Below are 16,798 nucleotides of genomic sequence, written 5' to 3' on the forward strand. Positions count from 1 at the left end.
AATGGAGGCTGGTGTAGTAGTCTGCCGAGAGTTGGTAGCTCTTGAGCGCCGCCTTCGCCATGGTCAGCAGCGGAATCTCGTCGGTGTCGGCGTTGTTGTCGGTGCTGCCCAAGAAGACCAGGGGGATAAAGTCGAGCGGCGCCTGGTTAGTGCCCGGCATGTCTTCCTCGCCGACTGCTTCGCCATGTTCATCCAGCAGACGCACCCGGTATCGACCCTCGTTGAGGTCGAGCACTCGGTAGCGGGCCTCACTTTCGTGACTGAACTCGTCACCCTGGTGTACGGCCTCGCGCAGCACGCTCAGCACCAGGTCGCGGCGCCCGTCGACGTCAGCCTCGCGCCAGTTGATGGCGTCGAGAGCGCCGTAGGCGGCTACGTAGGGGCGGCCGCCGCCATCCCAGTCTGCGAGCAGCGGCTGTCGGCCGTAGGCCAGCAAGTCCCGCACGGCGCGCAGGAACAGTGTCTTGAGCGGGAAGCCGTCGGCCGTGGCCTCGTCCTGAAGGGAGGCCAGGGAGGTCGGTAGGTTTATCTCGGGTTCCTGGCGAGACACAAGCCCCATCATCGTCCGCAGTGAGTCCTTCACCCACAGCGGGTATTGGGCGCGCCGCTTATAGGACTGGTAGATCTCCCGGGCCTCGTCGAGCGACAGCATCGCGCTTTCGTCGGTTTTCGCCTGGTGCTCGAGGGCCAGCTGACCGCTGGTCTTCGGCAGGTAGCCGATGCCAGCACCCTTGATAGCGCCTTCCCCTTCGATGCTGTCGCGCATCAGCTCCCAATCGGTGAGCTTGTCGTCGTATTGGGGGTGTGTCGTGGTGACAGGCATATCAGGCGAGTCCTCGAATGCGTTTCATGCCGACCTTCGGCTTGTTGACCAAGTAATCCTTCACAATGAAGTACCCGGCAGCGTCGTTGGGGTGATCCTTGTCGTTCTCTTTGTCAGGTTCGCCTTGTTTGTTCCATGCCTGCTGCTCTAACGCGTCGGTATAAGCTGGGCATGCATAGGGGTTTACCTTGTAGCGGCGCTCGCCCTTGGCGTTGCAAAACGCCGCATTCATCGAGTTGACGCGGTCCTTGACGGGTGGGTTACTGGCGTTCACCACCACCCGAAAGCCGGCGTCACGCAATTGAGCAATGTCCGTTGTCGACGCATTCACTGACCGGCGCGAGTCGCCCGAGGCGTCGGGGTATACGTGGATTTCGCAGGTCTTGATGTAATCGTCGCCGTCATAGCGCCAATAGCGCTCTTTGATGCGGCGGATCATGTCGGGGGTGTCGTGCCCCCCCATGATTTCGTCCACCGCGCGAGGATCGCCGTCACGCTTCACATGGGTCACTGCCGCCATCTTGCCGACGTTGAAGTCCATGCCGATAAACAGCGGTTCGCCCTGCTGCACGGTGTCCATGCAAGCATTCAGCGCCCGATCGAACTGACGGTAGACCGTGCCAGTGGTCAGGTTGACGAATAGGCCACGCAGGTAGGCATCGATCAGCTGCGGCGGATAGGCCTCCAGCAGAGCGTCGATGTAGTCATCTGGCAGGTTCGCCTCGTTGTCATAGGTCGATGCCTGAACCAGACCGTAGCGCTGAGCCATGGACGGCTTGTCACGCAGCGCCTTGACGAATTGTTGATGGACGAACTTGAACCCCTCGGGCGTCGTCGTCACGTCGATGCCGTTCTTGAGCCCGTCGACTTTGTAGCGCATCCGCGCCATGATCTTGCGCCAGGCCATTTCGGCCTTGGCAGTAGCCATCAGGTCGAGCTCGTCGACCAGGGCATGCCCGATCTTGAAGCCGACGATGCTGCCAGGCTTGTCCATCGAGCGGCATATCACCGTGGAGCGGTACTGCCGGCCGCTATACAGGTGGACCTCGCGGTTTGCCTCTCGCACCTCAGCGCGCAAGGCGAGTGAGTGCGCGACCTCCTCGATGGTCGGGTAGAAGATGTCCCGGATTTGAGGGTAGGTCGGGGCGAAGTACCCCATGTTGATGCGCGGGTGCTGCCAAGCATGGGCGCCGATCCCGCTGCAGCCGACCCAGGTCTTTCCAGAGCCAAAGCCGGCAACATAGGCCCGGAACTTCTGCTGCATCGCCAGGAACTGACCTTGCGGGCGATTAAGCGTCGCCTCGGTTTCGATCGGGGTCGCTGGCATCCTGCACCTTGAAGACGACGTTGACCGGTTGAGGTGCGTCGTCCTGTCCGTCTGGTTCGGGTTTGTTGCGCCACCTGTCTGGCTTGCGGTTGTTCAGCCATATGGCGGCGGCGGTAGTGTCAGGCGGGTAGTGCTTAGTCGTCTGGTGGGTGACGATTTCGCCCTGGTTGTTGAACACTTTCTCCTCGGGGTGGCTGTAGCCGAGAGCTCTCTCATAGAGGCGAGTGGCTACCTCCGCATCTGCCATCACCTTTCCGCTTTTTATGGACTCCGAAAACCCCTTGTGATTGAGCTTCCACTTATTGATAGTGGATTCTGCCACTCCAAAAAAGTCAGCGAGTTCGGCGTCCGTGGCTCCCAGCAAGCACAGCTTGCGGGCCTGCTCGGCGAACTCCGCTTTGTACTTGGTGGGTCTGGCCATTATTGATATCCAACATTTTATTAGGCAGGAGGGAAAATGGCCCAGCTAGCTTTTAAGCAAATAAAATTGCCAAACGAACAAGCGCCTGATATTCCGCAAAATTTTTCTCTCCCCGTCGCGGAGATACTCGGCTTTACGTACGACGTAGGTTCTACAGCTGGCTATATCCACTACCGGTACATCGATGACTCGGCTAAACAGCTTTATGCCTTCGTCGTGAGACGGGCAGATAGCAAAGCATCTATGGTCGGTGAAGAGTTGATGGGCTCTTTTTACTTCGGGCGAGAAGGAATTCCATACCTTGTGTTTCGAACGAGATGAGGAGCGATGCTCCGATTTCGTCACCATCGCATAGAGGCCGCCTGAGAGTCGTCGGCGGCTACGGAGTGCAGTGCTTCACAGCGTCCGCACTTGGTAGTTGGGGACCACCTCCGGGTGCTGCAGGGTGTTCAGTCAGGCGTGAACACGACTTCGTTCATCTGCTCGTCAGTCATGCCTTCGGCTACACGGATGTTCTCGTCCTGGCTAAGGGCATGCGTCATGACCATCACTGTGTCGAGCAGGTCGCGGCGATCCCAGTGGCCTCGCTCATCCACTGCGCTGTTCTTCCAGCAGTGGGTGAACCTATCACCAGGCACCACCCGATCCTGCGGTCGGTTGTAGCCAACGCAGAGAAACGAACTGCCATCATCAGCCATCTGGCTGGATAGCGGCATGCAGTCGTCTCGCCCTCTCGGGCATTCGGCACATTGCATCTCTTACCTCGTCACGATCACGTGTGAACCTGCGGCCCCCTCACCGATCTCGAGCGTAGTGACTCGCTCCTAGTCGCAGGCATAAATTAGAAAGCGTTGATAGATCGATGATTAGCCTGTTGCCAGCAGCTCGTTCTGAGAATATTCTGCGACTGCTTTTGTCAACCACTAGGAGTGGTCGAGGTGAACAAGTATTTGGTTGAGAGCTACCTGACATCCAAACGTCGTCAGGTCAGGTGGGCGGTGGTCAAGTTGAGCCGGCACTACAATGAAGAATCCAGGGTGATCGTCTCGCGACATTCCCGCGAGGCAGAAGCCCGTGCCGAAGCGGCAGCTCTATCGTTCAATGTGGAGCCTGCCACCTAGGCTATGCTAGGGGTGACCCTTGTGATTGCGAGGTAGCTCCACAATGCCTGCTAGATTTCAGGTTCGCTCAGTGCTCACTGACCCCGACAGCACTAAGGTCGATTACTGGCAGGTGGTCGATACGCACTTGAACGACGACGTCATTGCTTCTTACCACGACTGCGAAGCAGCTGAACGAGAAGCCGAAAAACTCAACCGCGATAGCGAGGCTGACTGAATAGCTGTCGGACTCACTTTGTTCTGATTGCATCCATGAACGTGCGGGGCTGCTGCCCACGCTCCAGCGCCTTGTCTACGGTGCGCTGGCGGACGTTGATGCCCAGGGCGGCACCCATGGTCACGAATAGCCAGATCAGCATGCCGGTGAACTCGGGATCACCCACGACCGTGGGGTCGATGGCGATGGTGTAGGCCATAACGGCAGACAGGGTGCCCAAGGAGAAAGCGAACACCCAGCCGAGGGCAGGGCGCCAACCGCTCTTGAACCAGCCCTCGTGCTCCAGCTCGGCGCGCATGGTGCGCTGTGTCTCGGTCAGTCGAGCTGTCTGCTCGGCGGCAGCGGCCTTCTCAGCCTCGAGGCGCATAGCCTCCAGTGCCTGGCGATGCTCGTTGTTGAGGCGGACCAGCTCAGCACGCTTGGCAGGGTCCTGAGTCGCTGCCACCAGTGCAGCAGGATCGTTCTCGATGCCCAGCGCAGAAGCAACCATGAGAGATGCACCAGCTGCGGCGCCACCCACAGCAGGACCGCCAAGCGCAGTGGCCACGGCAGGCGCGTACTTGGCGACTTCTTCAACGGCTGATCTCCAATCCATGCTTGCCTCACTCGCCGCTGTAGAGCGACGTGATGGCGGGGAAGCGTCCGCATTCATGCCGGACGACGCCCCGGGTGTCGGGTAGCTGATCAGGGGGGACGCCGACGATCAGCGCCTGCCAGTGCTGTACGCCTTCGCCACGGATCATCGGAGCATCCTTGAAGAAGGCGTCGACCTTCACGTCCATGCCGGCCTGACCCTCGAGCGCCCATTCGACGCCTCGGAAGCTGCACTCCCGATTCTTGACTGCCGAACCGCTCACGATCGTGGCAGGGCGGCCCAGGTATTCCGTCTCGGCCAGGCTCTCGATCTGCATCTCGGTGACCACCGGGAGCACTGACCCATGGAGTCGTGCAGCGGTGTCTGTCTGCGAGAACAGCCCAAGCCAGCCCAGGGCCAGGAAAAAGGCGGGCCAGCTCAGGGCCCAGTGTGCTATCCGGTCAGCCATTTGCGTATCTCCTCGGCTACGGTCTTCCATGCCATCAGAGCGCCCGCAAGACTGGCCAGGATCATCGTCACCCACTTGGCGGCCCAACCGAGGGACTTCCAGCCGCGATAGGCTCGCAGCACCTCGTGGATCAGGGCGACGTCTTGTTCAGAAAACTGGGGGTCAGTGCAGACGCGGCGCTCCAGCCTTTCGAGAGGATCGTCTTGTTCAGCCATAGGAACTCTCGGGCTGGTGTGTTTTCCGCTTTCGCGGTCTGCGTATTCAAGCGTTGTGTCCGCGCCGCTCTTAGGCAGCGTCGGAATACTCGGGCTCGCACACCTCGGCGATCAGCACTTGGCCGACCTCGGTCACCAGGGCATCGAGGTTGTCGCGGTATGCAGCCATGTCATTCGGGTTCGTGATGAAGAACAGTTCGACGATGATCCCGCCGGCACGGACGAAGGCCAGCCGGCTATGCTGACCAGAGCCTTCGCCTTTCGCGCCTCGGTTGTCGATGCCCATGACGCTCGCCATTGAGTGGCAGAGGAGGGCGCCTAGCCGCTTGCCGCTCGCATCCGACAGTGTTTCGACACCGGTGGCGGTGGGCTTGGAGAAGGCGTTGCAGTGGAACTCGACAGCGACGTCGTGGCGCTTCGCCATCTCGCAGGCCTGACGTAGCGGCAGGTTCTGGCCCGGCTGGCCATCTCGGCCAAATACCAGCTTGTCGGCGAGGTAGTCACATAGCCGGTCGCGGAAGTCGAGCACCACGTCAGCCTCGGTCAGGCCATTACCGGTTGCGCCAGGATCGGACATCGAGTGGCCGGCGCTGATGAGCAGCGTCTTGGTCTGGAGCGCCATCATCATGCACCTCGAATAAAACAGCCCGCAGGAACGGGCAAAGACACCAGGTGGCGGCGTCATCACGGGAAAGGGTGCCGCCCGACCAGGGCGAGGGAAGGCTCGCAGGGCGGCATAACGAACTACGCCCCGGCGGGAGGCCAGGGCGCAGGAACGAAAAAGCCCCGCCGGTGAGGGCGAGGCTTTGATATGTGTTAGCTGTTTGGGCGTACGCCGTCCAGCTTAAAGATAAGCTATCTGAGCGGGCGCGAGAAAGCAAGCACTTTATGCAGCCTTCCTGATATTTCGCACCAGGTCGCCAATTGTCTCGCTGATTGGCTCCATGGCTTCACCCTCCCAGTGGTTGATTGCCGCCTGAATGGCAGCCCAGACAGGCAGCCAGTCGCGCGCCCAGTCCCGGGTGGTGATCGCCACGCCGTACCACTCGGCCATCGTGGCGCCGATGCGCTCAGGGCCCCATGCCGGCTGCTCGTTCGACAGATTGCGCTGCCGCTCCAGTAGGGCGACGTGGATCAGGTAGTGCACGCGCTCTTTCTTCGCGGGGCGCCAGGCTCGACCATCGCCCCAGTTCGGGATGCTGGCGATCACCTTGCCCTCGACGGCTTCTACCGCGTCATCCAGATAGGCGTTCGCCTGCTCGGTCGAGGGATGGCACAGTACATGCCCGATTGCAGCCAGGGTGGGCTGCTCACGCTCCAGACGGCAGATGCGGGCGTAGACCGGCCCGTACTCAATGCCGTGGGCAGCGCCGGTACCGCCCTTCTTGGTGAACTGCACGCCGCCACCGCTTTCCAGTTCCTCGAGGATGGGGCCCATCTGAGAGCGAACACCGGTGTCGAGTGCCATGGCCCATGCCAGTTTCGGATCAGTCGTAATCATGCCGCGCTCTCCCGTTTTGCTCGTGCCTTGGCTTCGTTCGCCGTGCTGTGTTCGCTGATGTTTCGAAACCCTCTCCAGAGGGTGTAGCGGTCGACGCCGCTGTGAGTCGTCTTGCAGATCACGAATTCGCCGCTTTGGATCGAGTAGGCGCTTTTCCGTGACCACTTCACGACCGGCGCCTCGGGTCGTTGTTGTGGTAGCGCCGATCTGGCGGACGCTCGCTCTGCTTGTCGCTCATGCGGCCTCCTTGATCTCGACCAGGCACTGGCCGCCAGCCATGCGCTCGCCTCGGATGATCGTCAGCCGGTCAATCTGCTCGTCGTCCAGCCAGATGCCCGCGTGGGTCAGCGCGTCGAGAAGCGCCTTGCCGCCGTGGTTGTCGATGTCCCGCTTGCGGCGGTCGGGCGGCAGTAGTGTGACGACAACATCCAGCCGGGCAGCCAGTGGCTCGCCCTGGTGCTGACCGGCGACGGCGGTAGCTACGTCTTTGCGGAACTGCCGCCCCTTGCGGGACAACAGCGTGCGGCCATGGACGTTTCGCCAGACGGTGTTGGTGCTGGGCGGCCAGGGCAGGGTGAGGGTGATCATCGGGCAGCCTCCCGCATCGCCAGCTCAAGCCGGAACAGGACGCAGCAGGCGACGTGCGCCAAATGGTGAACGCCAGTCTCGGGATCATTCTCCTCACCCCTGGCGAGAGCCATCTCGTGGCGAAGCGCGGCGGCCAGGTATCGGCTGTCGGCGTTCTCGACGTGCTGCCAGTTGCCTGGGGCGTATTTCTCGGCGCCGGCGGTGAGGACGTGGCCGATGGCCTCAAGGGCTCTTGGCATGTCGGAGACCAGCAGGTCCATTCGGGGCTTCTCGCCGTCGAACTTCATGCCGGCCTTCTCGTCTGCCATGCGGATGGTTGCAGTGGCGAAGTCGTCACGAGATAGCCAGCCTGATTCGTGACGGAGCAGGGCATTGTCGGCGTGGTCAGCCATGGGCATCCTCCAGCTTCTTGATTCGCTCGCGCAGAAGCTCGTTTGCTTCAATCAGCTGGGCAACCTCTTTCCCATGCCGATCCCTGGCGCGGCTGGCGTCCTCTTTCCAAGCCTCAACAGCTTCCTTCCAGCGCTCGATCTCCATGGCGTGCGCCTCGCTGGTGCATGCCATGTTCACGATTGAAACCAGGCTGTCAGCGAACGCGCCCCAATCATTGGCCAGGACCATCCTGCCCAGACTGTCTCTGATATCGTTCCGCTGCTCGCCCGTTTGTGTCCGGTAGCTGTCGACGTACCAGGGCACGGGATGAAGCTCTTCGTGGTTCACTTGGCATCCTCCTTGGCGGCAATGAACTCAAGGGCGTCGGCCAGGGCGCCGACGAGGGGCTCGTCTGTGAAGTGGTCGAGGCCGCGGTTGATGGTGTCGGTCAGCCACCCTGGCTGTCGGGCCTGCATCTCGGGGCTGGCATGGATCGCCTGATGGCACTCCCGGCAGGCGGGCATGGCGAAACTGTCCGGGGCTGTGGTGCCCATGCCAGACAGGCCCCAGTGCAGCCCGATGATGTGATGCGCGTCCGTGGCAGGGCCGCCGCACGCACAGCAGGGCAGGGACCGGACGAACGCCAGGTAGCGCTCACTACGCCACCGTGTGTCGCTCGACGCTTTCTGCGGCTTTCTGCGGGCTTTCTGCATGGGCTTGCGGGCCATCGGCGCCCGGCTGCGGAGCGGCGTCTTCCGCTGGAGGGCTGATCTCCTCATGACTCAGCCTCCACGCCTTCAAGACGCTTCCAATAGCGTTGGTAAACGATGCGGCCTGATGGTAACTGCCACATCAGCGGGTCTTCCGGGTCATCCGTCATCACCCCCTTAGTGCCAGGGTGAAGAGTGAAAACGTCTTGCGCCTCCATGCGGGCTGCCTGGTCGCGCTGTCGCTTGTTGACCTTGCGCACCCATACAGAGCGAGCCAGCCAGAGCCATGCGACAAGGTTTGCCAGCCACGCAACAACCACAATTACCTTCATTCCCCATCCCTCCTGTCGATCTGCTCCAGGAAGCTGCGCATCTCCTCGCGAGCTCGGCGCTTCTCCTCACGCTGCGCCCAAGCCAGGGCGGCACAGGCGCCGAGGCTGGTCACGATGGCGAAGGCGAATAGGGCGAATGTCGGGTTCATTGGCCGCCTCGCTTAATCTGCAAAATCTTGAAGATGCACCACACCAGGATTGGCGTGGCTATTGCGAAAATGACAAATGCGGTGAGCAGCACAGGGCCATGGACACCCGCCTGCCATGCCGAGTAGAGCGGGAACGCCCATACAAACGTCGCTACCACCCACAGCCACACAACAAGGCTGTAAAGGAAAATCTCGTCTTTCATGCGGCCTCCCGGTAGGTGTCGAACACAGCAAGCGCCTTCTCGCTCCACTGAACGTCGTTCGCGGCGCCGTAGGCGTATATCAGCTCGATCAGATCGCTGAATTCCTTTTTCTTCATCCGGCTGGTTCGAGCGCCCAGCAACACCACGCCGCCGTCGATTCCCTTGGCCATGCGCTGGTGTTTGCGGAGCGAGTGCGTGAAGACCTCCTTCCAGTCCTCGGGCGCGGCCCACTCCGGCACGCCATCAATGACCAACTGCTGCTGTTCCGCGACGTCGGTCAGCATCGGCCAGAGCTTGCGGTTTTGGCTCAGGCTGCGAATCTCGGTCGGCCGGCGAAGCACCAGCTCGACAGGGCCTGCCTCCAGGCCCCGGCCAGCCATTCGGGCCGCCATCTGGATGACGCCGCCCAGGTCCCGCAGGGTGGCGATCTGGTAGGTCAGTTCCCGGCTCATGCGCTCACCTCCTCGTCTTCCCGCTCCTCGGTGGTGACGTGCTCGTCGCCGTCGATGCGCATCAGGAATCTTTCAGGACAGAGCGGGAGCTTCCCTCCTTCCGGTGATGCGGACAGCTCCCATGAGTCGCTCGAGAACTTATAGCCGGTGCGAAATATGTCGCCTTCGCTGTAGCGGCGCAGAGCGGTGGCGGAGAACCCGAAATACTTGTGGTGGGTGACCATCACCAGGCACCCCGGCTCGATTGGCTTGCTCATCCCTTGCCTCCCGCGATCACTGCCAGGGTGAGAACGCCCAGGGAGGCCCCAATGAACAGGCCGATCAGGAATAGGGTCATGCCGCGCCCTCCACTGGGGTGATGGATTCAAGGATCTCGCGACGATCGAACCAGGCATCGCTGTAGCTCATGACCGCCAGGCCGCCATCGCACCGAACGATGGCCTGCGGACGGTCTTCTTGCTCGGCCAGCCAGACGGCCTCGTCGATGGCAGCGGCGGAATCGGTGAAGGTGGTCATGCGGCGGCCCTCGCTTTCTGCTCTACGACATCCAGGTACTTGTCCAGCACCGGCACGTCGCCAGCGGCCCAGCGGGAAACGGTGCTACGGTTGACGCCGATCTGCTGCGCAAGCAGAGAGCAGCTACCTGCGGCGGCGGCAGCCTCAACCAACAGAGAGCGGCGGCGCTCGACCTCTTTCCGCCCCAGGCGCTTGACGGCCAGGTCGATACCGCGCTTGCGGCGCTTGGGCTTCGGCCCGGATTCTGCGAGTGCTTGAATAAAGTCGGCGGGGCTGCGGACGCCGCGCTCAAAGTCGGTGATGATCATGGCGGCCTCCTACAGGGCGAATTTGTCTTCTGCGGCAGGCGCAGTTGATTGGCGGGGGAACTCACGGTGGTAGTTCGCGATATTCTCAGCGGTGGCCGGCAGCAGCTGGGACCGGCTGAGGTCACACACCACCGAGACGCTGCCGACCTGGCCGTCGCGTTGCTTTGCCACGATCAGCTCGGCGATACCCGGGTATTCGCAGTCAGGGTTGTGCTTGGCGTCGCGGTAGATGAACAAGATCATGTCCGCGTTGTGCTCGAGGGATGCTGACTCGCGTAGGTCGGACATGACCGGGCGCTTGTCGTTGCGCTTGGTGTTCTCGCGGTTGATCTGGGCCAGGAGGATCACAGGGCATCCCAGCTCCTTGGCCAGGATCTTGCCGGCCTTCGAGACCTCAGCCATCTGCTGCTCTCGCGGCACCGATCGGTCATCAGGCTGGACGATGCCGGCGTGGTCGATGATCACGCAGCCCAGTTCGCCGAAGTGCTCCTTCCAGCGCTTGGCGGCGGCGCGCATTTGGGTAGGCGTCAGGCCTGGACGGTCGTCGATCACCAGCCCCGACTCCTTGGCCGCCGTCATGCCAGCGCCGACCTTGCTCCAGCCCTCGTCGTCCATGTGCTTGCGGGGGTTCTTGAACGCATCCAGCTTGACGCCGGTGTACGAACCCATGACCCGGTTGAGCACTTGCTCCTTGCGCATCTCGAGCTGGAACATCACCGCAGGCTTGTTCTGGCGAAGGCAAACGCTGTCGAGGATGTGGGCCGCCACTACGGTCTTGCCCATGCCTGACTCACCGCCCAGGACGATAAGGTCCTCGGAGTGCATCCCGCTGGTCATCGCGTCCAGTTCTGGCAGGTTGAAAAGCAGGCCCATTGGATCGATGCGGCCATCTAGTCTTGCGTCCAGGTCATCGACCCATGAGGACAGCCAGTCCTTGACCGGGGTGACGGCATCAGCGCGCTGCCCCATGACGCCGGCCAGCTTGGCCTGCGCCTGGTCGATCAGCCTGGATAGCTCCGCGCCCGGTGCCTCGAGTCGTTCATTCAGTTCGCCGAACGCGATTTGCAGACGGCGGCGAAGGGCCTTGTCGTGCACCGTGACAGCGTAGTGCTTTGCGTTCTGAGGGTTCGGCGTGTTGCGTGTCAGCTCGATCAGCCCGGGCAGGCCGCCGTACTCGTCGGCCATGTTGCTGACCAGCTCGTGGAGCGAGATCACGTCTACGGTGCCGGCCATAGCCAGCTGCTGGATGGCTGACCACATAGCGCGATAGTGGGTCAGGTAGAAATCCTCGGCGGACACTTCGCCGGCCACTACGTCGATCTGTGACGGGTCGAGCAGGCACGCTCCGATCAGGCTGGCTTCAGCTTCTTCGCTGTAGATCATGCCACTTCCCCCTTGAAGATCTGGACGGTCACCTGCTGCTGGGCAGCCCATGACAGGCGGCACCACCGGAAGGCGTCCTCGCCCTGCACGCGGTCAACCTTGGCAAGCCGGCGGAACACTTCGCGGTAGAATTCGATGCCTTCCTGTTCCTCGGTGAATACCGGCTTGCCGGTCGAAGCGCGGGGCTTGGTCTTGAAGTTCTCCCAGGCGGAGGCCAGGGCCTGGAAGCCGCGGCTCTCAGGCGTCCAGTCGTCAGCGCTGATCTTCTCGATGTGCGCCGGCATCTCCTCGTTCCAGGCGGCCAGTATCGCGGCATGGGGGCAGCGCTCCGGCACGTCGTCCAGCCAACGCTGCTGATTCAGGTAGGTGGCCGGGTGCATGGCATCAAAACCCAGTTCACCAGTACCAAGGCGTGAGGTGATGTTGGCGGCCAGCATGTGAGCGAATTCGAGCGGATTGCTCTGGCGCTTGGCCTGAGTCTTGAAAGCGGTCTCGGCACGCTTGCGTGACTTCTTGGGAAGACCTGCGCTGTAGAACACCTCGAACGCATCGCGCAACGCAGTTGCGCATGAGTGGTTCACTGACTGGTTCAGTGACAGGTTCTTAATGACAGGTTCTGGGGTCAGCGGCTGACCGGGGGGTAGGTCAACGGCTGACCGGGGGTGGGTCAAGATTTGACCGGGGTAGCTCAGCGGCTGACCGGGGGAGTAGATCAGCGGTTGACCGGGGTCAATCGCGATTTTCGCCTTGGATTTGCCAGGGCGACTTGGCTTGGCACGGCCAGTCTCTTTTCCCTGGTCCAACGTCAGCTTGTACATGTTGCTGGCGTTTTGTTCGCCACGGCGACGGATCTGGATGGTCAGGTATCCAGCATCGGCCAGCGCCTTGATGTGAGCCTTGACGGTGCTACGCCCCATCTCGCACTCTTCGGCGATGTGCCCATAGCTCGGCCAGCACTCGCCTTGGTCATTGGCGTTGTCCGCCAACTTGACGAGCACCAGCTTGCGTGCCGGATTACCGACCTTCTTCTTGAAGGCTTCGGTCATCATCATCAAGCTCATGCTTAGATCTCCAGCTCATCAATGACGCGCCTGACGAACTGGTCGTAGGTCTCGGCGAGAGCGAAGCCGGCGGTTTCCATGTCAGCTCGCTGCTTCTTGGCAAATTCATACATGGCCCAACGGTCGTGCTCAGACAGTGACCGATATTGGGAGTAGCTGGGCCAGGGGCCAGCCACGACTTCACTCTCGAACGTGGGGCGCTTTCTGTTGCGATCAGGTGCTGTCTGCATTACGCTTACCTCACTTGCTGTTGATGAAGCCCCGCCTCTGGTCGCCAAACCCGCGGGGCTTCGTTGCATCAGGCCTTGGCCAGTCTCGGCTCGGCCATTTCCTTCAACTCGCTGCGCAGCGCGCACAGCTTCTCGATGGCTACGTCGACAGCACGGTCGATGGCCCACGCCTCATTGGCGTCAACCTTCCCGTCTGCCAGCGCGGCCTGAACCTCTTGGGCAACGTTGCCCACTGCCACCTGCTGGTGGATGATCCGGTCGCACAGGGATGCGTCGTCGTCCGGCTTGTCGGCAGGAACCGCCATCAGCCCCATGTCAGCCAGGATCTCGCTCAGGCAACGGGCATCTTTGGTCAGTACGGCGATCTTGATGAAGTCGTCGAGGGTCAGGCGGACGGGGTAGTCCGGATCGACTTTTTTGTGCAGGCGGGAGTCGTCCATCTTCAGGCCGCGGGCCACAGTGGCGAACCCGCGCTCCTTGACCACCTGCCTCATGCCTTCTGTATATAAATCCATGTCCGGGCTCCCTACTGGTGCTGCCTCTCACTGTTTCGGTGGAGGGGCTAATCTGTTGGTGTGGTTAGGCGGCACTGGGCCGGGCCTTCAACTTCCCCTTGCTCAACCGCTCAATCTGGTACTGGCGGAGAGTAGGAACGTCCTCACCCCACTGGGTGATCGCTGAGGGGGAAACTCCGATGGCTCGAGCCAGGTCGATCTTCTTGCCGCCGAAATACTTGATTGCGTCTGCGGTAGTCATGGGGACCTCCTGTATGCAGCAATTTAAGCATGCTGAAGTGCTTTCCGCAAGCATACTGAAAGGCGATGGGTTTAAGCTCGCTAAAATGAACATCAGCGACAGAATCCGTCAGGCCATCGAGCACAGCGGGCAATCCAAGAGCGCGATTGCCAAGCGATGCCAGGTCAGCCCGTCCGCCGTCACCCAGTGGCTGAGCGGCGAAACCAAGGCGCCAAAAGCCGAGAAGCTGCTGAAGCTCGCTCGCGCTACGGGCGTGTCCTATACCTGGCTCGTCGAGGGGAAGGGGCTGATGCATGGGCGCCCCAAGGATGAGCTGGAGTTCCATGAAACCGAGATCGTCGAGGACGATGCGCCCTTGGCGCCCGACGAGATCGAGATCCCGTTCTTCAGGGAGGTGGAGATGGCTGCCGGAGACGGCCGCACCCAGGTCATTGAAAACCATGGGCAGTACATGAAGTTCAGTCTGGCGCGCCTGGCTCGTGCCGGTGTCCAGCCCCATAATGCTGCCTGCGCCACGCTTACCGGCACGTCAATGGAACCGGTGATCATGGATGGCTCGCCCATCGGCATCGACAAAGGCACCACGCACATTGTTGATGGTCAGATATACGCCCTGGATCACGGGGGCATGCTGCGAGTGAAGCGACTGTACCGCGCGCCGCTCAACCGAATGCGCGTGGTGAGCGACAACCAGATCGAGTATCCAGAAGAGACGTACAGCATCAGCGACCCCGACGCGCCAAAAATCATTGGCCGGGTCTTCTGGTGGGAAGTCTTCGCGTAAACCTTTAAAAGCACTGAAAAATTGCCCGCCCTGAGCGGGCTTTTTTGCGCCTGATGTTTCAGTAAGCTGAAATTTCTTTAAGCATTCTGCTTGACGATTCATTTCAGCATGCTTAAATTGGGAAGCGTGGACAGGGCAGCAGCCCACCACCCGAGCTACCGGATGTAGCCGACGCGATGAAGCCCGAACGTCTGAAACATAGGGTGGAGCCGAGAGCGAGCTGGACTGAGTTGCCAGTAGCTGAGATGCCCGAGAGGGATGACGTTAAGCAGAAGGATTCCGACGCCCTGCACAGCGGGGCGTCATCCACCAGCCTTCTCGCCGAGAGGGCTGATGGATGACAACGGGAGGAGAGAGTCTCAATGAACGCCATCATGATCATTCTGCACATCGTCGCGCTGCTGTTTTTCTTCCCGGCGCTATTCGTGACCATCCCGCTGCACCTGATTCTAGTGGCCGTTGGCTGATAGCGGAGGGGAGACGAGATGGTTGATGCAGCGGATTTGAAAGAAGACGGTCTCGACATGGAGCAGATGCAGATCGTCATCGATCGGGCCATGACCGGCATGCATGGCTGCACGAGCAAAGAGGCGAAGGCGCTCGGCAACATGCTGGAAAGTCTGCGCGACGACTGCGAGATGTACGAGTAGCGAGGAGAGCACGATGCACATCACCGAGGATATGATCACCCCGCACCACCTGCTCGCCGCCGAGCGCTGGATCAGCGAGAACGGCATGCCGGAGACCGATGCGGAAATGGCCCGGATGGGTCGAGAAGTGGCGCAAGAGGCGCAGCAGGTTGTCGAGCACATGGCGTGCAAGGCCTTCGAAGCGCTGGATGCCCATAAGGAAGACAGGAAGGCGGGCGTCGAGACGCTGGCTGGAATGCAGGGCCGAGAGTTCATGCAGGACATCTACAACGAGCTGCGCCGCAGGGCGTGACAACCAGGGTTACGCGATCCGCTGCGCAGTGCGGCCCAGCGCCCCGCCCCGGGCCAGAGTACGGGGCCATCGGAGAGGGTTGTGAGTGATGGCGTGGCGCAGTGTTAACCGACGGCCCGGCATTTCGCGAGTGCGGTGATCGGTTGCGTAGCGATTGGCAATAACCCAAGGGTAGCGCTGCCCCTGGAGCGGTTGCCAGACGTGAGGCTTAGCGCACCTAACCATGGAGTTGGGAGGTCGCCCGTTGTGGGCCGCCATCACTCACAGTCTTCCCCGATGCACCCGCATCACCACCTGTTCCCTGCATTGCCGCTCACCCGAGCGGCTTTTTTTGGGCCCCATTCAAGGAGGGCAGCACATGAACCCAATCCGCGAGTTCGCCGTCTGGGCGGTCAGCATGCTGCCCCCTGACGCATCGAACGAGACCATCGCCATCACCGTGATGGGCTCGTTTTTCGCTTTCTTCACTGCCCTGGGCGGCCTGGCTGGCCTGCTGGGGTGGATCTGCACGAGGGGTAGGGCATGACACCGGATTCTTGCTGGGTCGCGGTGGCGGCCCTTCTCTACGCCCTGGCATTCATCGGCGCCGCTTGGTGCGGCAGGAGGTAGGTATGTGCACGAGTGGATGGAGCAAACACTCGAGGGACATTGAGGCCCTGCGAGACGCTGGCCGAGAGCCGGGGGCGCACCCGGTCGATGACGCGATCAAAGAGGCCCTGATGGCTGACCAGTTATCTATGGACGGTCTGATCATGGCCGTTGCCGAGGTGTTCCTGAGCAACGGTTATCGGGGCGGCTCGGAGGTCAATCGAGCGATCGAGATCGCCCTGGACCAGCACTACCGGAGGAGGGCGGCGGCATGAGCTTCACCTTCCATACACGCGTGCATGGCATCCCGTGCCTGTGTGACGTGACGCTCTACAGCCCCGGGGCACCGATGCGCACCACCGGCTGGGGATACGGCGATTGCGATCCCGACGAGCCGGAGGAATTCGAGTTCGACATCCTCGACCGCCGCGGTTACCCGGCGGCGTGGCTCGAGCAGAAATTGACCGACGACGACTACGACCGGCTGCTCAGCGAATACCACGAGAAGCGGGGCGCCTGGGCAGCATGAGGAGGGAAGCATGCGAGCACTGATCTTGATCACCGCCCTGGCCCTGGCCGGCTGTAGCAGCCAGCCGATTGACCGGGAATTCGGACACCGCCACGGGTATGACGCCATGCGGTCGATGATCCAGTCCACAGGGGCAATCCATCACGGGGTTGACTGACGAGAAGCCCCAGCCGATGGCGGTCGGACTGGGGCGGATACCAACAGTATCGAGGAGAGGGTAGCGCAAT

Annotated in this window: 33 protein-coding genes; 9 read left to right on the top strand and 24 right to left on the bottom strand. The window is 61.5% G+C overall.

Going from position 1 to position 16,798, the window contains the following annotated elements:
• From NH448_RS21740 to NH448_RS21750, 3 genes are all read right to left on the bottom strand, one after another.
• Positions 1 to 823: hypothetical protein (locus tag NH448_RS21740; RefSeq protein WP_253029453.1), on the bottom strand; the 823-nt coding region annotated here is incomplete at its 3' end.
• 1 nt (position 824) lies between these two features.
• Complete coding sequence (locus tag NH448_RS21745; protein ID WP_108448744.1) at positions 825 to 2,150, bottom strand: terminase family protein; 1,326 nt, start codon at positions 2,148 to 2,150, stop codon at positions 825 to 827.
• Positions 2,113 to 2,571 (bottom strand): hypothetical protein, encoded by a 459-nt coding sequence (locus tag NH448_RS21750; protein WP_222516476.1) that lies wholly within the window; start codon positions 2,569 to 2,571, stop codon positions 2,113 to 2,115. Before NH448_RS21750 ends, NH448_RS21745 begins: the two co-directional genes overlap by 38 nt.
• Before the next feature lie 36 nt (positions 2,572 to 2,607).
• On the opposite strand from NH448_RS21750, the gene NH448_RS21755 reads away from it, so the two are divergent.
• The gene (locus tag NH448_RS21755; RefSeq protein WP_222561336.1) at positions 2,608 to 2,892 is read left to right on the top strand and encodes a hypothetical protein; all 285 of its coding nucleotides are present in this window, start codon (positions 2,608 to 2,610) and stop codon (positions 2,890 to 2,892) included.
• A gap of 128 nt (positions 2,893 to 3,020) precedes the next feature.
• On the opposite strand, the gene NH448_RS21760 is transcribed toward NH448_RS21755, so the two are convergent.
• Complete coding sequence (locus NH448_RS21760; RefSeq protein WP_253029454.1) at positions 3,021 to 3,287, bottom strand: hypothetical protein; 267 nt, start codon at positions 3,285 to 3,287, stop codon at positions 3,021 to 3,023.
• Positions 3,288 to 3,762: 475 nt separating this feature from the next.
• On the opposite strand from NH448_RS21760, the gene NH448_RS21765 reads away from it, so the two are divergent.
• On the top strand, positions 3,763 to 3,909 hold the full coding sequence (locus tag NH448_RS21765) for a hypothetical protein (RefSeq protein ID WP_222568922.1): 147 nt from the start codon (positions 3,763 to 3,765) through the stop codon (positions 3,907 to 3,909).
• 13 nt (positions 3,910 to 3,922) lie between these two features.
• Here the strand turns inward: NH448_RS21765 and NH448_RS21770 are convergent, their stop codons facing one another.
• From NH448_RS21770 to NH448_RS21865, 20 genes are all read right to left on the bottom strand, one after another.
• On the bottom strand, positions 3,923 to 4,399 hold the full coding sequence (locus NH448_RS21770; RefSeq protein ID WP_253029455.1) for a 3TM-type holin: 477 nt from the start codon (positions 4,397 to 4,399) through the stop codon (positions 3,923 to 3,925).
• 112 nt (positions 4,400 to 4,511) lie between these two features.
• Complete coding sequence (locus NH448_RS21775) at positions 4,512 to 4,952, bottom strand: hypothetical protein (RefSeq protein WP_253029456.1); 441 nt, start codon at positions 4,950 to 4,952, stop codon at positions 4,512 to 4,514.
• The gene (locus tag NH448_RS21780) at positions 4,937 to 5,167 is read right to left on the bottom strand and encodes a hypothetical protein (protein ID WP_045995096.1); all 231 of its coding nucleotides are present in this window, start codon (positions 5,165 to 5,167) and stop codon (positions 4,937 to 4,939) included. Before NH448_RS21780 ends, NH448_RS21775 begins: the two co-directional genes overlap by 16 nt.
• 70 nt (positions 5,168 to 5,237) lie before the next feature.
• A complete protein-coding gene (locus NH448_RS21785; protein WP_253029457.1) occupies positions 5,238 to 5,789 on the bottom strand; it encodes an N-acetylmuramoyl-L-alanine amidase in 552 nt (183 codons plus the stop codon).
• Positions 5,790 to 6,053: 264 nt separating this feature from the next.
• Entirely contained in the window at positions 6,054 to 6,668 is a 615-nt protein-coding gene (locus tag NH448_RS21790) for a hypothetical protein (RefSeq protein ID WP_222569780.1), read from the bottom strand.
• A gap of 234 nt (positions 6,669 to 6,902) precedes the next feature.
• Entirely contained in the window at positions 6,903 to 7,256 is a 354-nt protein-coding gene (locus NH448_RS21795; RefSeq protein WP_253029458.1) for a RusA family crossover junction endodeoxyribonuclease, read from the bottom strand.
• On the bottom strand, positions 7,253 to 7,648 hold the full coding sequence (locus tag NH448_RS21800; RefSeq protein ID WP_253029459.1) for a dATP/dGTP diphosphohydrolase domain-containing protein: 396 nt from the start codon (positions 7,646 to 7,648) through the stop codon (positions 7,253 to 7,255). The genes NH448_RS21795 and NH448_RS21800 overlap by 4 nt, the downstream gene beginning before the upstream one ends.
• A complete protein-coding gene (locus tag NH448_RS21805; protein WP_253029460.1) occupies positions 7,641 to 7,976 on the bottom strand; it encodes a hypothetical protein in 336 nt (111 codons plus the stop codon). The genes NH448_RS21800 and NH448_RS21805 overlap by 8 nt, the downstream gene beginning before the upstream one ends.
• Positions 7,973 to 8,407, bottom strand: a complete 435-nt coding sequence (locus NH448_RS21810; protein ID WP_366078355.1) for a DUF968 domain-containing protein — start codon at positions 8,405 to 8,407, stop codon at positions 7,973 to 7,975. The genes NH448_RS21805 and NH448_RS21810 overlap by 4 nt, the downstream gene beginning before the upstream one ends.
• On the bottom strand, positions 8,404 to 8,670 hold the full coding sequence (locus NH448_RS21815; protein ID WP_253029461.1) for a hypothetical protein: 267 nt from the start codon (positions 8,668 to 8,670) through the stop codon (positions 8,404 to 8,406). The genes NH448_RS21810 and NH448_RS21815 overlap by 4 nt, the downstream gene beginning before the upstream one ends.
• The gene (locus NH448_RS21820; RefSeq protein ID WP_253029462.1) at positions 8,667 to 8,819 is read right to left on the bottom strand and encodes a hypothetical protein; all 153 of its coding nucleotides are present in this window, start codon (positions 8,817 to 8,819) and stop codon (positions 8,667 to 8,669) included. The genes NH448_RS21815 and NH448_RS21820 overlap by 4 nt, the downstream gene beginning before the upstream one ends.
• Positions 8,816 to 9,022, bottom strand: a complete 207-nt coding sequence (locus NH448_RS21825) for a hypothetical protein (RefSeq protein WP_222569785.1) — start codon at positions 9,020 to 9,022, stop codon at positions 8,816 to 8,818. Before NH448_RS21825 ends, NH448_RS21820 begins: the two co-directional genes overlap by 4 nt.
• Positions 9,019 to 9,474 carry a recombination protein NinB gene (locus tag NH448_RS21830; protein WP_253029463.1) on the bottom strand — a complete coding sequence of 152 codons (456 nt, stop codon included), beginning with the start codon at positions 9,472 to 9,474 and terminating at the stop codon, positions 9,019 to 9,021. Before NH448_RS21830 ends, NH448_RS21825 begins: the two co-directional genes overlap by 4 nt.
• Complete coding sequence (locus tag NH448_RS21835) at positions 9,471 to 9,731, bottom strand: hypothetical protein (RefSeq protein WP_253029464.1); 261 nt, start codon at positions 9,729 to 9,731, stop codon at positions 9,471 to 9,473. The genes NH448_RS21830 and NH448_RS21835 overlap by 4 nt, the downstream gene beginning before the upstream one ends.
• Before the next feature lie 76 nt (positions 9,732 to 9,807).
• The gene (locus tag NH448_RS21840; protein WP_253029465.1) at positions 9,808 to 9,990 is read right to left on the bottom strand and encodes a hypothetical protein; all 183 of its coding nucleotides are present in this window, start codon (positions 9,988 to 9,990) and stop codon (positions 9,808 to 9,810) included.
• Positions 9,987 to 10,298 (bottom strand): hypothetical protein, encoded by a 312-nt coding sequence (locus NH448_RS21845; RefSeq protein WP_253029466.1) that lies wholly within the window; start codon positions 10,296 to 10,298, stop codon positions 9,987 to 9,989. The genes NH448_RS21840 and NH448_RS21845 overlap by 4 nt, the downstream gene beginning before the upstream one ends.
• A gap of 9 nt (positions 10,299 to 10,307) precedes the next feature.
• A complete protein-coding gene (locus NH448_RS21850; RefSeq protein ID WP_253029467.1) occupies positions 10,308 to 11,681 on the bottom strand; it encodes a DnaB-like helicase C-terminal domain-containing protein in 1,374 nt (457 codons plus the stop codon).
• Positions 11,678 to 12,742 carry a helix-turn-helix domain-containing protein gene (locus NH448_RS21855; RefSeq protein WP_253029468.1) on the bottom strand — a complete coding sequence of 355 codons (1,065 nt, stop codon included), beginning with the start codon at positions 12,740 to 12,742 and terminating at the stop codon, positions 11,678 to 11,680. Before NH448_RS21855 ends, NH448_RS21850 begins: the two co-directional genes overlap by 4 nt.
• A gap of 298 nt (positions 12,743 to 13,040) precedes the next feature.
• Positions 13,041 to 13,487 carry a phage regulatory CII family protein gene (locus NH448_RS21860; protein ID WP_045993455.1) on the bottom strand — a complete coding sequence of 149 codons (447 nt, stop codon included), beginning with the start codon at positions 13,485 to 13,487 and terminating at the stop codon, positions 13,041 to 13,043.
• A gap of 64 nt (positions 13,488 to 13,551) precedes the next feature.
• Positions 13,552 to 13,728 carry a Cro/CI family transcriptional regulator gene (locus NH448_RS21865; protein ID WP_108133153.1) on the bottom strand — a complete coding sequence of 59 codons (177 nt, stop codon included), beginning with the start codon at positions 13,726 to 13,728 and terminating at the stop codon, positions 13,552 to 13,554.
• Between the two features lie 13 nt (positions 13,729 to 13,741).
• Between NH448_RS21865 and NH448_RS21870 the strand changes: the two genes are divergently transcribed.
• From NH448_RS21870 to NH448_RS21900, 7 genes are all read left to right on the top strand, one after another.
• Positions 13,742 to 14,512, top strand: coding sequence for a helix-turn-helix transcriptional regulator (locus NH448_RS21870; RefSeq protein WP_162816432.1), 771 nt, complete (start codon positions 13,742 to 13,744; stop codon positions 14,510 to 14,512).
• Positions 14,513 to 14,997: 485 nt separating this feature from the next.
• Positions 14,998 to 15,162, top strand: coding sequence for a hypothetical protein (locus NH448_RS21875; RefSeq protein WP_253029469.1), 165 nt, complete (start codon positions 14,998 to 15,000; stop codon positions 15,160 to 15,162).
• A 13-nt stretch (positions 15,163 to 15,175) separates the two neighbouring features.
• A complete protein-coding gene (locus NH448_RS21880; protein ID WP_253029470.1) occupies positions 15,176 to 15,454 on the top strand; it encodes a hypothetical protein in 279 nt (92 codons plus the stop codon).
• Positions 15,455 to 15,812: 358 nt separating this feature from the next.
• Positions 15,813 to 15,980, top strand: a complete 168-nt coding sequence (locus NH448_RS21885) for a hypothetical protein (RefSeq protein WP_213226956.1) — start codon at positions 15,813 to 15,815, stop codon at positions 15,978 to 15,980.
• 193 nt (positions 15,981 to 16,173) lie between these two features.
• A complete protein-coding gene (locus NH448_RS21890; RefSeq protein ID WP_213226952.1) occupies positions 16,174 to 16,317 on the top strand; it encodes a hypothetical protein in 144 nt (47 codons plus the stop codon).
• A complete protein-coding gene (locus NH448_RS21895; protein ID WP_213226950.1) occupies positions 16,314 to 16,571 on the top strand; it encodes a hypothetical protein in 258 nt (85 codons plus the stop codon). The genes NH448_RS21890 and NH448_RS21895 overlap by 4 nt, the downstream gene beginning before the upstream one ends.
• A 10-nt stretch (positions 16,572 to 16,581) precedes the next feature.
• Positions 16,582 to 16,728, top strand: a complete 147-nt coding sequence (locus tag NH448_RS21900) for a hypothetical protein (RefSeq protein ID WP_156088608.1) — start codon at positions 16,582 to 16,584, stop codon at positions 16,726 to 16,728.
• Positions 16,729 to 16,798: the final 70 nt, after the last annotated feature.

This window comes from Halomonas sp. OfavH-34-E, assembly GCF_024124525.1.
Lineage (GTDB): Bacteria > Pseudomonadota > Gammaproteobacteria > Pseudomonadales > Halomonadaceae > Halomonas > Halomonas litopenaei.

Coding starts and splice junctions, on each gene's coding strand:
- NH448_RS21745 (WP_108448744.1), bottom strand. CDS start 2,150: ATGCCAGCGACCCCGATCGAAACCGAGGCGACGCTTAATCGCCCGCAA.
- NH448_RS21750 (WP_222516476.1), bottom strand. CDS start 2,571: ATGGCCAGACCCACCAAGTACAAAGCGGAGTTCGCCGAGCAGGCCCGC.
- NH448_RS21755 (WP_222561336.1), top strand. CDS start 2,608: ATGGCCCAGCTAGCTTTTAAGCAAATAAAATTGCCAAACGAACAAGCG.
- NH448_RS21760 (WP_253029454.1), bottom strand. CDS start 3,287: ATGCCGCTATCCAGCCAGATGGCTGATGATGGCAGTTCGTTTCTCTGC.
- NH448_RS21770 (WP_253029455.1), bottom strand. CDS start 4,399: ATGGTTGCTTCTGCGCTGGGCATCGAGAACGATCCTGCTGCACTGGTG.
- NH448_RS21775 (WP_253029456.1), bottom strand. CDS start 4,952: ATGGCTGACCGGATAGCACACTGGGCCCTGAGCTGGCCCGCCTTTTTC.
- NH448_RS21780 (WP_045995096.1), bottom strand. CDS start 5,167: ATGGCTGAACAAGACGATCCTCTCGAAAGGCTGGAGCGCCGCGTCTGC.
- NH448_RS21785 (WP_253029457.1), bottom strand. CDS start 5,789: ATGGCGCTCCAGACCAAGACGCTGCTCATCAGCGCCGGCCACTCGATG.
- NH448_RS21790 (WP_222569780.1), bottom strand. CDS start 6,668: ATGATTACGACTGATCCGAAACTGGCATGGGCCATGGCACTCGACACC.
- NH448_RS21795 (WP_253029458.1), bottom strand. CDS start 7,256: ATGATCACCCTCACCCTGCCCTGGCCGCCCAGCACCAACACCGTCTGG.
- NH448_RS21800 (WP_253029459.1), bottom strand. CDS start 7,648: ATGGCTGACCACGCCGACAATGCCCTGCTCCGTCACGAATCAGGCTGG.
- NH448_RS21810 (WP_366078355.1), bottom strand. CDS start 8,407: ATGAGGAGATCAGCCCTCCAGCGGAAGACGCCGCTCCGCAGCCGGGCG.
- NH448_RS21815 (WP_253029461.1), bottom strand. CDS start 8,670: ATGAAGGTAATTGTGGTTGTTGCGTGGCTGGCAAACCTTGTCGCATGG.
- NH448_RS21820 (WP_253029462.1), bottom strand. CDS start 8,819: ATGAACCCGACATTCGCCCTATTCGCCTTCGCCATCGTGACCAGCCTC.
- NH448_RS21825 (WP_222569785.1), bottom strand. CDS start 9,022: ATGAAAGACGAGATTTTCCTTTACAGCCTTGTTGTGTGGCTGTGGGTG.
- NH448_RS21830 (WP_253029463.1), bottom strand. CDS start 9,474: ATGAGCCGGGAACTGACCTACCAGATCGCCACCCTGCGGGACCTGGGC.
- NH448_RS21835 (WP_253029464.1), bottom strand. CDS start 9,731: ATGAGCAAGCCAATCGAGCCGGGGTGCCTGGTGATGGTCACCCACCAC.
- NH448_RS21840 (WP_253029465.1), bottom strand. CDS start 9,990: ATGACCACCTTCACCGATTCCGCCGCTGCCATCGACGAGGCCGTCTGG.
- NH448_RS21845 (WP_253029466.1), bottom strand. CDS start 10,298: ATGATCATCACCGACTTTGAGCGCGGCGTCCGCAGCCCCGCCGACTTT.
- NH448_RS21850 (WP_253029467.1), bottom strand. CDS start 11,681: ATGATCTACAGCGAAGAAGCTGAAGCCAGCCTGATCGGAGCGTGCCTG.
- NH448_RS21855 (WP_253029468.1), bottom strand. CDS start 12,742: ATGAGCTTGATGATGATGACCGAAGCCTTCAAGAAGAAGGTCGGTAAT.
- NH448_RS21860 (WP_045993455.1), bottom strand. CDS start 13,487: ATGGATTTATATACAGAAGGCATGAGGCAGGTGGTCAAGGAGCGCGGG.
- NH448_RS21865 (WP_108133153.1), bottom strand. CDS start 13,728: ATGACTACCGCAGACGCAATCAAGTATTTCGGCGGCAAGAAGATCGAC.
- NH448_RS21870 (WP_162816432.1), top strand. CDS start 13,742: ATGCAGCAATTTAAGCATGCTGAAGTGCTTTCCGCAAGCATACTGAAA.
- NH448_RS21875 (WP_253029469.1), top strand. CDS start 14,998: ATGGTTGATGCAGCGGATTTGAAAGAAGACGGTCTCGACATGGAGCAG.
- NH448_RS21880 (WP_253029470.1), top strand. CDS start 15,176: ATGCACATCACCGAGGATATGATCACCCCGCACCACCTGCTCGCCGCC.
- NH448_RS21885 (WP_213226956.1), top strand. CDS start 15,813: ATGAACCCAATCCGCGAGTTCGCCGTCTGGGCGGTCAGCATGCTGCCC.
- NH448_RS21890 (WP_213226952.1), top strand. CDS start 16,174: ATGGCTGACCAGTTATCTATGGACGGTCTGATCATGGCCGTTGCCGAG.
- NH448_RS21895 (WP_213226950.1), top strand. CDS start 16,314: ATGAGCTTCACCTTCCATACACGCGTGCATGGCATCCCGTGCCTGTGT.
- NH448_RS21900 (WP_156088608.1), top strand. CDS start 16,582: ATGCGAGCACTGATCTTGATCACCGCCCTGGCCCTGGCCGGCTGTAGC.